Consider the following 12,589-nt stretch of genomic DNA (forward strand, 5'->3'; position numbering starts at 1 on the left):
CATATGGATTTAGGGACTCAGAATACTTTTTTCTGAAAATCAAGGCGGCCTTCCCCGGAAAGCCGCGATGAACCAAATTTTTTTTGCCTCATGACGGTTTTGAGACAGACATCGCAATTTTTTCAGGAAACGGCCAAAAAGTTGGCCAGCAACTGGTGCCCCTGTTCGCTCAGAATACTCTCCGGATGGAACTGCACTCCCTCCAGCGCCAGCGTTTTATGCCGCAGCCCCATGATCTCGTCCAGGCTGCCGTCGGCATGTTCGCTCCAGGCGGTGACCTCGAAACAGTCGGGCAGCGACGTCGCCTCCACCACCAGAGAATGATAGCGGGTCACCCGCAGCGGGTTGTTGAGCCCCTTGAACACCCCCTCCCCTTTGTGACGGATGAGAGATGTCTTGCCGTGCATCACCTGACGGGCACGCACCACCCGGGCACCAAAGGCCTGTGCCAGCGACTGATGGCCGAGACAGACGCCGAGGATGGGGATCTCGCCGGCAAAACGGGAGATGGCGGCCAAAGAGATGCCCGCCTCGTTTGGCGTGCAGGGGCCGGGAGAGATCACCAGATGGCGGGGGGCAAGCCGGGCTATCTCCTCCAGGCTCAGCTCATCGTTGCGCCTGACCACCACCTCTTGCCCCAGAGCGCCGAAGTATTGCACCAGGTTCCAGGTAAAAGAGTCGTAGTTGTCGATGAGTAGCAGCATGCAAACACCCTGGGAATAAGACAGAGACGGTGATCGGACAGCCCGTTGCGAGCGCGGGCAGACAAACGCCGCGCATTCTGGCATGTCTCATTGCGTTAATAAACCGGCGATCACCTCACCTGCTGTGCAGTCTGTCCGCTCTTCAATGGCGATCCGGGCCTGTCGACCCCACCCGGCGGTGGGCCTGTCCCCGATCGGGCAGCATCAGCCGCTCCATGTCAGGATGGCAAGGTAAAAGAGACGGGAGGCGACCGGGAAAAGGGCACAGGTCGTGACAGGCAGATGGGAAGGAGTCACCTTGGCAAGGGCTGACAACGGACCTCAGCGGTCCAGATAGCGGCCCTGTTCCAGTTCCCGTTCCCGCTGGCACTCGGCCAGATAGATGGCAGCCGCGATGGCCGGGGTCTTGTGGTGCTTGTCGATGGCGTTGGAGACCATCAACTGCAAGGTATTGAGGCTCTTGGCCTTGCGAAACTTGCGCAGCCAGTGACCCTTGTCACCCAACTCTTCACTCAGGGTTTGTGATTCGACAGACATGCTTTCTCTTGGGGCAAAGCCCGTGTTTGACATTGGGGGAGGTTGCGACAAACCGGAAGGTGTAAAACAAAGAAAGCCAGGCATCCACCCAGCTCTCTTCTACTACACCTTCCCAGTATGTCAGGCTCGAGGAACGAAGCCGACGACATCATATACGCTGATCAGGGTTTTTTCAGCCCTTTCACGCGCCTTTTGTGCGCCAGCCGCCAAAATGGCCTGCAGATGGGCCTCATCCTGACGCAGCTCGCGGAAGCGCGCCTGGATGGGTTCAAGCAAGGCGACCACGGCATCGGCCGTTTCACTCTTGAGGTGGCCGTACATCTTGCCTTCGAAGTGCTGCTCCAGCTCCGGGATGGAGCGGCCGGTCACACCGGACATCAGGGTCAGCAGATTGGAGACCCCCGGCTTGTTTTCGGGATCAAAACGCACCACGGCCGGCTCGTCGGAGTCGGTCATCGCCCGCTTGATCTTCTTGACGATCTGCTTGGGATCTTCCAGCAAGCCGATGAAGTTGGCCTCGTTGTCGTCGGACTTGGACATCTTCTTGGTCGGGTCCTGCAGGCTCATCACCCGGGCCCCTTCGGTCGGAATGAAGGGTTCCGGCAGGGTGAAGACTTCGCCATAGAGGTTGTTGAAGCGGGTGCAGATGTCGCGGGTCAGCTCCAGATGCTGCTTCTGGTCATTACCAACCGGCACCTGATTGGCCTGATAAAGCAGAATGTCGGCCGCCATCAGCACCGGATAACCGAACAGGCCGACGTTGACGTTGTTCTCGAAACGAGCGGACTTGTCCTTGAACTGGGTCATGCGCGACAGCTCGCCCATCTGGGTGTAGCAGTTCAGGATCCAGCCGAGCTCGGCGTGCTGGGGCACGTGGGACTGGATGAAGACGGTGCTCTTGGCCGGGTCAATGCCCACCGCCAGATAGAGGGCGGCTGCGTCGAGGCACGCCTTGCGCAAGGCGGCCGGATCCTGCCGGGTGGTGATGGCGTGCAGATCGACGATGCAATAGAGGCAGTCGAAGTCATCCTGCATGCTGACCCACTGACGCAGGGCCCCCATGTAGTTGCCGATGGTCAGCTGGCCCGAGGGTTGAGCACCGCTCAATACGATTGGTTTAGTCATCAGAGTAGTAATCCTTGTTATCCGCCAGCCCGGTCTGGATCAGACCAGCAGGGCGTCGAGTTCGGCAAACTGCTCGCAAACCCAGTCGGGGCGAGAGTCTGCGATAGGGCTGCCATAGTTGTAGCCATAGGTGAGCCCCACCACCTTCATGCCGGCGGCCTGGGCGGCCAGCACGTCATTTTCGGAATCCCCCACCATCAGGGTGCGGGACGGGCTGACACCCAGCTCGTGGCAGGCGTGCAACAGCGGCTCCGGGCTCGGTTTCTTGACGGGTACGCAGTTGCCCCCGAGCCAGAGTGCGAAACAGTCGCTGATGCCGAGGGCCTCCAGAATGGGCTGCACGAAGTGACTCGGTTTGTTGGTCACCACGGCCTGCTGGTAACCCAGCCCCTGCAGACGGCGCAGGCTACGGGCCACTCCGTCATACATGGCCAGGCCTTCCAGCAGACAGGCCTGATAGTGACGGTCGAACAGGGGGCGGGCCTTGGCAAACTGCTCCGGGGCGTCGCGGTAATCGAGAGCCCGCTGGATCAGCTTGTCGGCGCCGTTGCCGACCCAGGTACGCACCACGGACTCGTCGGCCTCGGCCAACCCCAGCTCCGCCAGGGTACGGTTGACCGCCAGCGCCAGTTGCGGGGCGCTGTCAATCAGGGTGCCATCCAGATCGAACAGCACCAGGTCAAAGGGGCGATCAGCGACGGACATGGGCAAGCTCCGCGCGCATCTGGTCGATCACCGCCTTGTAATCCGGCTTGCCGAAGATGGCAGAGCCCGCCACGAACATGTCGGCACCCGCCTCGGCAATCTCGCGAATGTTGTCGACCTTGACCCCGCCATCGATTTCCAGGCGAATGTCGCGGCCGCTCTCGTCGATCAGGCGACGCACCTGGCGCAGCTTGTCGAGGGTGCCGGGGATGAAGCTCTGACCGCCAAAACCCGGGTTGACCGACATCAGCAGGATCACGTCCAGCTTGTCCATCACGTACTCCAGGCAGCTGAGCGGGGTCGCGGGGTTCAGCACCAGACCGGCCTGGCAACCCTGCTCCTTGATGAGGCCCAGGGTGCGATCCACGTGATCGGAGGCTTCCGGGTGGAAGGTGATCAGGCTGGCACCGGCCTTGGCAAAATCAGGCACGATGCGATCCACCGGCTTGACCATCAGGTGCACGTCGATGAGCGCTTCGATGCCGTAATCGCGCAGCGCCTGACAGACCATGGGGCCTATGGTCAGGTTGGGGACATAATGGTTGTCCATCACATCGAAATGGACCACGTCGGCCCCGGCGGCCAGCACCTTGGCCACATCCTCACCCAGACGGGCAAAGTCGGCGGAGAGGATAGAGGGGGCAATCAGAAAGTCTTTCATCAGCGTCATCCATTGGCAGCGTGGCAGAAAAAACGGCGCAATTTTATCGCAAAAGGGCGATGAAAACGACCCGCATCTACAGAACACGCCGCTCCGGCACCATCGCCGGCAAACGATGCCAGGCGCGGCTCACGGAATACCAGCGGCAGCATCAGAAATGACAACGGCCCCCTCAGGGACCGTTGTTCACTCAGCCGACGGCAACCAGCTCCGCCTCGCCGGGATAATAGCCCTGTTCGGGCTCGATGCCGGGCGGGTAGAGCGCCAGCAGCTCGGCCACCTTGTTGCGACCACCGCCGTTGCGGCTGATGGTACGCTTGACCAGGATCTCGTCGAGCCGGGCGCCACGATAGAGCTCGCGGGTCAACTCGATGTCATGGTTGCTGATGAGCACGGGCACCCCTTTATGGGCGGCGGTGTGGCGAGCCAGCCTGGCCAGCAGCGCCTGATCGTCCAGGGTGAAACCGCCTGCCGAATAGGTGGTGAAACTCGCCGTGGTGGAGAGGGGGGCATAGGGCGGATCGCAGTAGATCACCCAGTCTTCCTCTGCACGGGCCATGGCGTCGGCATAGCTTTCGCAGATGAACGTCGCCTTCTGCGCCTTCTCGGCAAAGGCCCACAGCTCTTTCTCCGGGAAGTAGGGTTTCTTGTAGGAACCGAAGGGAACGTTGAACCCCCCCTTCTTGTTGTAACGGCACAAGCCGTTGAAACCATGGCGATTCAAAAACAGGAACAACTGAGCCCGTTCAAACCCGGCCGCGGTCTGGTTGAACTGGGTACGGAGCCGATAATAGGCGGTCTTGTGGTTGTGCTCGGCCACGAACAGCTTGCGGGCCTCGCTGATGAAGCTGTCCGGCTGCTGCTTGAGGTGGTTGTAGAGGCCAATGAGATCCGGATTGATGTCGTTGAGCACATAAGCGTCGTAATCCGTGTTGAGAAACACGGATCCCGCCCCGACGAAGGGCTCCAGCAACACACGCCCGGCCGGCAAACGCTCGGCGATCTCTTCGACCAGGGAGTATTTTCCCCCGGCCCATTTTAAAAACGCGCGTGTTTTTTTCATGGAAGTCCGGTGTTGACAAGGCTATGCCCAAAAAAGGGGGGTGATTCTACCCCCTTCTTCGGGTGGCTGGCTATTGCTTCAATTCTTTTTGTATCTGGGCGAATGACTTGGGCCAGGGTTGTCCCTTGAGCAAGGCAGGTGACAGCTTGCGAATGGCCGCCTTGGCCTGGGCACTGCTGGCGTAGTCTCCCTGCACCACTACATACCAGGGACTGCCACGGAAACGGGTCTTGTAGACCCACACCTTGCCCGCCAAGCCATGCTCGGCCACAAAGCTGTCTACCGCCTTGGTGTTGCTCGCCCCCATCAACTGGATGCTGTAGTGATTCTTCGGCTTCTTGTTGAGAGTCGCCACCGGCGTCAACGCCACCTTGGCCGCTGGGGCCGCGACCGGCGCTGTCTGCGCGCCACTGGCCGGTTGAGCCTCTGTCCGGGCCGGGACACTGCTCGGGGCCGGATTCTTGACCTGGGCCGTCGTTCCGGTCGGGACCGCACGGGAACCGCTCCCCACCAGCTCATCCACCACGGCCGTGGGCAAGGCGCCGCTGACATTCGGCTGGTTCATCAATTTCTCGACCACTTCGTCGGAGATGACGACCCGGCGCCCCTCATAGTTGGTTGACTCCGTGGTGACCGTCTCGCTCTCGACCTTCTTGGGCAAGGGCTTGGCATCGGACTGCCAATCGCGGGCAACCTGATTCCCTGACGGGATGGCAGCGGCGCCACTGCTCGCCTGAGTACCCAAGGCCCCGCTCGCCGCACCCACGTTCACAGGATCGCTTGAGACGGGATCGGGCAACGCCATCCCCTGGGACGGTGCCTGGGCGGGGTCCTGGCCTGCACTGTCGAACAGGGGCAGATAGCTCAGGGCCAGCAACCCGCCCGCCACCAGGGCAAGCACGATCGCTATCTTCTTGACGGGCAACTCGGCCTGACGTTTCTTGGGCCTTCTGTCGGTCATGGTATCCTCCAGTAACTGCATGATGGCTGACGGATGTCCGCCCGCCCCATTCAGGATCTCTTCCACTTTCGGCTTGGGCAAGAGGGCTGTCGGGATCTTGAGCTCTTTGGCCTTCTCATACAAGAAGATACGTTGCTCAGGAGCGCTCAGTGGCGCGACTTCCAGCTCGAGGGCTGGCATGGCTCGTCCCTTGAGGAGCGCCTTCTGGTTGCGACACCAGGCGTCATCACCCGAGAGCAGGATGGCCAGTTTATGAGGAGATGCCAGGGTATCATTGTGACGACAGAGCGCCCACAACTCCCCCACCAGCTCGGCAGGCAAGGTATCGGCACGTTCGATGATGAGCAGCAGTCTGGCAGGCTTGTCACCCACCATGCGAAAGAAGCTGTCCGCCACGGCATCCTGCGCGTTGAACAGGGGACGTGCCACCACCTGCTGCAACAGCAGCTGGCGCACATCCGCCATCTTCATGGACGGGCTGCCGATGAGGCTGGCCACCCGCACCGCATCGGGCAGTTGGGCAAGCAGCGACTCGCACAGTGTGCCACGGCCACTGCCTGGCTTGCCGGAGAGAAAAACGAAGGGGTGGTTGAACTCGATCAGGTGCAGCAGCCGGTCAACCAACTGCCGCTGAGAAGGCAGCTTGAGCAATTTATTAGTGGTCACGACCAGACTCGATCACCGCCATCAATTGCTCGTCTGTCACATCGGCCACGACCTGGGCCTGTCCGATCCCGATCGGCAGCACCAGCCTCAGTTTGCCTTCCAGCACCTTCTTGTCACGGCGCATATGGCGAATGAAGGCGGCAAAATCCATATCGGACGGTGCCTTGACCGGCAAATCGGCGGCCAACAGCAGATCGCGGACTCGTGCCACCTCTTGCGCCGTCATGTCGCCACGAGCCAGGGCCGTCTCGGCCGCCAGCATGGTTCCCGCCGCCACGGCTTCACCGTGCAGCCAGTTGCCATAACCCTTCTCCGCCTCGATGGCATGGCCGAAGGTATGTCCCAGGTTCAGCAAGGCGCGCACACCGTGCTCGGTCTCGTCCTGACCGACCACATCGGCCTTGATCTCGCAGCAGCGACGAATGGCATAGGAGAGTGCATCACCGTCAAGGCACTGCAGGCGGGTCATGTTGGTTTCGAGCCAGGAGAAGAAGGAGGCATCCCAGATGATGCCGTATTTGATCACCTCGGCCATGCCGGCGGCAAATTCCCGGGCAGGCAGGGTCTTGAGGCAGTCGGTATCGATGATCACATGCTTGGGCTGATAGAAGGCACCCACCATGTTCTTGCCGAGGGGATGGTTGACGGCGGTCTTGCCGCCGACGGAAGAGTCAACCTGGGAGAGCAGCGTGGTAGGCACCTGAATAAACGGAATGCCTCGTTGGTAGCTTGCCGCAGCAAAGCCGACAACATCACCTATCACACCGCCCCCCAGAGCGATCAGAGTGGTATCACGACCATGGCTGGTTTCCAGCAGAGCAGACATGATCCGCTCGAAAGTCGCCAGGGTTTTGTAGGCCTCGCCATCGGGCAGGATCAGGTGTTCCACCTGAAAACCGGACAGCAACTGAATGATCTGTTCAAGATACAGGGGCGCGACCACGGTATTGGTCACAATCATGACCCGCTTGCCCTTGATCGTCTGCGCCAGTACATCGGGGCGTTGCAGCAGACCGGCAGCTATCTCTATCGGGTAGCTGCGTTCACCCAGTTCGACCTTCAACCTTTCCATGGACGTCCTCTAATGAATTACATACCAATCAACTTGACGATTTGATTAGCGACAACTTTGGCACTCTGGTCATCCGTCTGGATGACAAAATCGGCAACCTCTTCGTACAGGGCGTTGCGCTCTTGCGCAAGACGCTCAAGCACTTCACGGGGCGGCTCTTCGGTTTGCAGCAAGGGACGACGCTTGTCTCTCTGGGTTCGCGCCAATTGCTTTTCAATGGTGGTTTCGAGGTAGACCACGATGCCGCGTGCGGAGAGTTTGTTGCGGGTTTCACGGCTCTTGATGGCACCGCCACCCGTTGCCAGCACGATACCCTGCTGTTCGGCGAGCTCACCGATCACCTTCTCTTCGCGGATCCGGAAACCTTCTTCGCCTTCAACATCGAACACCCAGCCGATATCGGCACCACTGCGGCGCTCAATCTCATGATCTGAGTCGAAAAACTCCATGTGCAGTTGTTCTGCCAGATGTCTACCTATGGTGCTCTTGCCCGCACCCATGGGACCTATCAGGAAAATATTGCGTTTCTCAGCCATGTCTTTTCGTTAGTAATTACAAACTGTATGGCCCCGGTAAACACTCGACCGGGGTACCTATGAACCTTATCTTGCGATGGATCAGGAGGGGGATTATCTCAGTAGAAACCAGGACTGGCAACCGCAGCCCTTACGCCCCAGCCTCATCGGGGCGTAAGGTTATATGTGTTTTACTCTCACAAGTAAAGTTTTCAGAGGGCGTCGGTCACTATCCTCGGGGTCACGAAGATCAGCAGTTCACGCTTCTTGTTTTCACTGGTGGTTTTCTTGAACAGATAGCCCAACCCGGGGATATCCCCCAGCAGCGGCACCTTACTGACATCACTCTTGATGGTCTGTTGATAGATGCCGCCAAGCACCAGAGTTTCACCGTTGTTGACCAACACCTGGGTGGTGATGGACTGGGCGTTGATGGACACCGCATCCCCGGTTCCGGTCGGCACGGTTTCACCCTTGGTATCCTGAGTCACGGTCAAGTCCAGGATCACCCTGTTGTCCGGGGTGATCTGCGGCGTGACCTTGAGGCTCAGTACCGCCTTCTTAAAGGTGACCGAGGTCGCCCCGCTGGAAGAGGACTCCACATAGGGGATCTCGGTCCCCTGCTCGATCAGGGCCGGCTTCTGGTTGGCCGTGGTGACACGCGGACTGGCGATGATCTCGGCCTTGCTCTCCTTTTCCAGAGCCGAGAGTTCAAGATCCAGCAGAGTACCATTGGCAAGACGGGCGACCTGGAACGCCAGCGTGCCGGCCGCGTTGGTCACCGGCAGGTTAACGTTGAGTCTGTCTTCTACGTTGGGGCGAGTGATGGTGGAACTGCCATCATTGTTTCCGGCGCCATCATTACCCTCTATGGTGCCCGAGGTGCCGTTGCCATGACCGTCTGTCTTGGTCACACCCCAGCGCACCCCCAGTGCCTCATCGAAACCATCATCAATGGTCACCATGCGCGCCTCGATCACCACCTGCTTGACCGGGATATCGAGGATATCCAGCATCCGCTTGACGTTGCTGATGACATCCGCCGTGTCCTTGACCACAAGCACATTGGTACGTTCATCCACGCTGACCGCCCCTCTGGGGGAGAGCAGCTTGGTGCTCTCGGAGGAGAGCAGGGCCGCCACTTCCGATGCCTTGGCATAGTTGATCTGCAGATACTCGGTGTAGAGGGGAGCGAGATCCGCCACCTGGTTGCGGCTCTCCATCTGCTGTTTCTCGCGAGCGGCAATCTCGTCCGCCGGTGCCACCAGCAGGATGTTGTTGTCCAGCCGTTTGTCCAGCCCTCTGACCTTGAGGATGATGTCCAGCGCCTGCTCCCAGGGCACGCCATCGAGACGCAGCGTGATGTTGCCGGAGACCGAGTCCGTGGTCACCAGATTCAGATTGTTGAAATCGGCGATGATCTGCAACACGGTACGAACAGGAATATCCTGGAAGTTCAATGAGATGGGCTTGCCTTGGTACTGCTTCGCCGCCGTGGTGGCAACCCGTTTTTTCACCTCGATGATGAACATCTTGTCGGCCTGATCGTAACGGTAGTCAAACTGGCCGTTCACTGAGAGCTCGAACAGGGTGTCATTGCCCTGGCGGAACACCTCCACCTGGGAGACCGGGGTAGCAAAGTCCTGCACATTGATGAGGTTGAGCTGATCATCAGGCACCCGGGTACCGTGGAACTTGGCCAGCACTTTCTGACCACGGCTGCTGACATCCACCGCCGCCGAACTGTTGTCCAGCGTCACGAGGAACTCCCCCTGACCTTCCTTTCCACGACGAAAATCCACGCCCTTGACCGAGTTGAAGTAGGCGCCACCCATGTTTGCCTGAGACACGGACAACACCGGCTTGCTGGGGGCAACGGGCGAAGGAGCCACAGTAGGCGTGGCAGCCACGGCCGGCTGAGCCTGATACTGGGACTGGTTCTGGGCAACCCGCTGGGTGTCAATCAGCGCAGACTGGGTCACCGGCTGGCTTCTGACGAGCGCAGACTGGCTGGCTGCAACAGGCGCCGCCGAGGAAGCGACCGGCTGCCCTGCCTTGTCTCCCAGCGCCACCAGCAATTTATTGCCCTGCTGATGGACCTGATAGGGGGTGAGCTGATCGAGGGCGATCTTGATGTCGAGCCCCTGCCCCTTCCCCTCCACCAGGAGGTTGTTCACCCCTTGCTGCTTGATGGGCAGGGGATTGACCGTCAGGGCACCGATGGCCCCGGGTACGTGCAGCAGAAGCTGATTGGGTTCATAGGTCAACCTGTCCGTAAAACCGCTGACCGGTTCGCTGAAGCTGAGCTCCAGCAGGAGTTGATCGGCCAGCAGGGGATTCACCTTGACCTCCTGCAACGCGGGTACTGCCCACACCTGAGTGCATCCGCCCAGCCACAGCAGCGCCACACCGGTCATCCTTCTTATTGTTGTTCTCATCTCTGCTCATCCCTGATCATAGTTTTGCGTCGAGATTGGCCATGGCCAGCTGGGTTTCTCGGGTGACCCAGCATCCTTTGCCATCCGGTACCGTCTCCATCAAGTCAACATGCGTGTTCGTTATCTTGATGACCCTGCCCTGATCCAGCCCCATGTGCTGGTTGAGCCCGACGCGCACGGCTTGCCCGTCCGGGGTTTTGATCAATGCCCACAACTGCCCCTGCTTGCCGATGGAGCCTTTCATGCTCAGGCTGGCAAGCGAGTAGCGTTCCAGCACCTCCTTTTCCCGATTGGCCACTATCTGGGCACAGTCCGGCTTGGCCTTGGCATCCAGCCTGGAACTGGTTTCCGGCTGGGGTGCAATGAACGGACTACGCTGATCGCTGCGTTGATAGACCATGGGAGAGAAGGGCTTTATCTCCGGCAAAGATTCGATCGGTACCGGCTTTCTGGCCTTGGTCTGTTTGACATACTCATCCATGTCCTCCTGTCCCCCACAGGCCGTCAACAGCAGCGCCGACAAGAGAAGTACGCCCGCTCTCATGCTCATGGCTTTTTCTCCACGGTTTTGCCGTTGTACTTGTAGGTCTTGGCCTGCATGGACATACCGATCAGCTCACCCCCCTTCCCCTGGCTGAGCTGGAAAGAATCCAGGATCACGATGCGGGGCAAAGCAGCCATGTCCGCCGTGAACTTGCCAAGTTCGTGATAGGTGCCCACGACCTCGATGCGCATGGGCAGCTCGGTGGAGAACTCGTGTTTCACCTCTGGCTCCCAGTTGATCCTGTTCAATGTCAAACCGTTGTCGGTGGCAATGAAGCTGATGTCATCCAGCAAACCGGCGACTTCGTGGGTGTTGGGCAGCTGTTTGAGCTGAGTGTCGACCAGATGTTCCAGTTGGACCATCTGCTTTCTGTATGCTTCCAGGTTCGCGGCCAGCATGGCCTTGCTCTCGAATTGTCCCTTGAGCTCGGTCTCTTTTGCGGCTTCACGACCCAGAGCCGCCAGGGAATTGGCAATCACGTAGTAATAGAGTGCCCCGCCAAGCAGAGCACAGCAGAAGAAGACAAAGATGCCCTTGGCGATCGGCGGCCAGCGGGCAATGTCATTGAGATCCAGGTCGTTGAGTTGTTGCAGGTTCATTTTTGCCCCTTAGCCACGTTGGGTAGCGCCGTGGCAATCTGGAACATCATGGAGAACTGGCTCAGGGCGATGGGGGCCACCTCGGCCGTGAAAATGGTGCTGAGCTGGGATTGTGTCAGCCAGCCGGAACCGTCGATTCGGCGCATCATGCTGGCAACCCTGCCATAGGCTTCGGTCTTTCCCTTCACATCTATCTTGTTGTTTTGCAAGGCAAGGCTATCAAGATATACCCCATTGGGGACCAGCACCGGCAGCTGATTGAACAGACGCACAGGGATGTTGCGGCGCATCTGCAACTGCTCGATGAGTTGCATGCGGTCAATCAACTCCTCGCGCCGTTCCTTGAGAAGCCTGATCTCCCCAAGCTGGGTGTCCAGGGTTGCCATCTCTTGCTGCAACCGCTGATTGCGCTGCTGCTGGTAACCGATCTGCTGCTGCACCAGCCAGTCTGCGGCAAAGGCGATGGCTGCCGTCCCCGCCAGGAACAGACCGAACAGGATACCGAATTGTTTCTTCTGACGCTGCGCCCGAGCCTGCCGCCAGGGCAGAAGGTTTATATTTGACATGGTGTGAAGCTCCTCAGTGCCAGCCCGAGCGCCGTCATGTACTTGGCTCCATGAGTCAGCCCCCCCCTCTCCCTGCGGCTTGCCAAAGAGTGCAAAGGGATCGGGATGCAGCACCTCGCAGTTGAGCTCGCTGCCGATTTGTCCGGCCAGCCCCGGCAGCAGGCTCCCCCCTCCGGTCAGCACCAGCCTGGAGAGCTCCTTGTTCCCCGAAGAGCTGCAAAACAGCTGCACGTTGCGCCGTATCTGCAACACCAGAGTGCTGAGGTGAGGCAACAGGACATCCACCTCATAATCCGCAGGCAAGGAGCCCTGGAGCTTGGCCAGCTCCGCCTCTTCCATACTCATGCTGTAAAAAGAGGTTCATCGCGGCTTTCCGGGGAAGGCCGCCTTGATTTTCAGAAAAAAGTATTCTGAGTCCCTAAATCCATATGCC

The 12,589-nt window shown here is 59.4% G+C and carries 13 protein-coding genes and 1 pseudogene; all 14 read right to left on the bottom strand.

The genetic code is table 11. The annotated features are described in order from the left end of the window. Positions 1 to 122 precede the first annotated feature (122 nt). Positions 123 to 704 carry an aminodeoxychorismate synthase component II gene (locus tag OKB81_RS15875; protein WP_134996614.1) on the bottom strand — a complete coding sequence of 194 codons (582 nt, stop codon included), beginning with the start codon at positions 702 to 704 and terminating at the stop codon, positions 123 to 125. Between the two features lie 321 nt (positions 705 to 1,025). After that, positions 1,026 to 1,241, bottom strand: coding sequence for a hypothetical protein (locus tag OKB81_RS15880; RefSeq protein ID WP_010673831.1), 216 nt, complete (start codon positions 1,239 to 1,241; stop codon positions 1,026 to 1,028). A gap of 120 nt (positions 1,242 to 1,361) precedes the next feature. Next, positions 1,362 to 2,366, bottom strand: a complete 1,005-nt coding sequence (gene trpS, locus OKB81_RS15885) for a tryptophan--tRNA ligase (protein ID WP_010673830.1) — start codon at positions 2,364 to 2,366, stop codon at positions 1,362 to 1,364. A gap of 39 nt (positions 2,367 to 2,405) precedes the next feature. Then, entirely contained in the window at positions 2,406 to 3,071 is a 666-nt protein-coding gene (locus OKB81_RS15890; RefSeq protein ID WP_270663970.1) for a phosphoglycolate phosphatase, read from the bottom strand. Beyond that, positions 3,058 to 3,732 carry a ribulose-phosphate 3-epimerase gene (gene rpe, locus OKB81_RS15895; protein ID WP_041212569.1) on the bottom strand — a complete coding sequence of 225 codons (675 nt, stop codon included), beginning with the start codon at positions 3,730 to 3,732 and terminating at the stop codon, positions 3,058 to 3,060. The genes OKB81_RS15890 and rpe overlap by 14 nt, the downstream gene beginning before the upstream one ends. A 190-nt stretch (positions 3,733 to 3,922) precedes the next feature. Then, entirely contained in the window at positions 3,923 to 4,795 is an 873-nt protein-coding gene (locus OKB81_RS15900; protein WP_029314124.1) for a Dam family site-specific DNA-(adenine-N6)-methyltransferase, read from the bottom strand. Between the two features lie 70 nt (positions 4,796 to 4,865). Further along, the gene (locus OKB81_RS15905; protein WP_160838182.1) at positions 4,866 to 6,422 is read right to left on the bottom strand and encodes an SPOR domain-containing protein; all 1,557 of its coding nucleotides are present in this window, start codon (positions 6,420 to 6,422) and stop codon (positions 4,866 to 4,868) included. Further along, positions 6,412 to 7,494, bottom strand: coding sequence for a 3-dehydroquinate synthase (gene aroB, locus OKB81_RS15910; RefSeq protein ID WP_160838184.1), 1,083 nt, complete (start codon positions 7,492 to 7,494; stop codon positions 6,412 to 6,414). Before aroB ends, OKB81_RS15905 begins: the two co-directional genes overlap by 11 nt. Before the next feature lie 17 nt (positions 7,495 to 7,511). Continuing rightward, positions 7,512 to 8,030 carry a shikimate kinase AroK gene (gene aroK / locus OKB81_RS15915; RefSeq protein WP_010673824.1) on the bottom strand — a complete coding sequence of 173 codons (519 nt, stop codon included), beginning with the start codon at positions 8,028 to 8,030 and terminating at the stop codon, positions 7,512 to 7,514. A 191-nt stretch (positions 8,031 to 8,221) separates the two neighbouring features. After that, complete coding sequence (locus OKB81_RS15920; protein ID WP_053288716.1) at positions 8,222 to 10,447, bottom strand: type IV pilus secretin PilQ; 2,226 nt, start codon at positions 10,445 to 10,447, stop codon at positions 8,222 to 8,224. A 16-nt stretch (positions 10,448 to 10,463) separates the two neighbouring features. Further along, positions 10,464 to 10,991, bottom strand: coding sequence for a pilus assembly protein PilP (locus OKB81_RS15925; protein WP_029314119.1), 528 nt, complete (start codon positions 10,989 to 10,991; stop codon positions 10,464 to 10,466). A 2-nt stretch (positions 10,992 to 10,993) separates the two neighbouring features. Next, positions 10,994 to 11,590: a PilO family type IV pilus biogenesis protein TapO gene (tapO, locus tag OKB81_RS15930; protein ID WP_041212566.1), complete on the bottom strand. Its 597-nt coding sequence runs from the start codon at positions 11,588 to 11,590 to the stop codon at positions 10,994 to 10,996. After that, positions 11,587 to 12,156 (bottom strand): PilN family type IV pilus biogenesis protein TapN, encoded by a 570-nt coding sequence (tapN, locus tag OKB81_RS15935; RefSeq protein WP_270805313.1) that lies wholly within the window; start codon positions 12,154 to 12,156, stop codon positions 11,587 to 11,589. The genes tapO and tapN overlap by 4 nt, the downstream gene beginning before the upstream one ends. Beyond that, positions 12,144 to 12,513 (bottom strand): annotated as a pseudogene (gene pilM, locus OKB81_RS20810) (pilus assembly protein PilM); the annotation flags it as partial. The pseudogene pilM and the gene tapN, both read right to left, overlap by 13 nt. Positions 12,514 to 12,589: the final 76 nt, after the last annotated feature.

Source organism: Aeromonas sp. QDB56 (genome assembly GCF_027705505.1).
Classification (GTDB): Bacteria; Pseudomonadota; Gammaproteobacteria; order Enterobacterales; family Aeromonadaceae; genus Aeromonas; species Aeromonas caviae.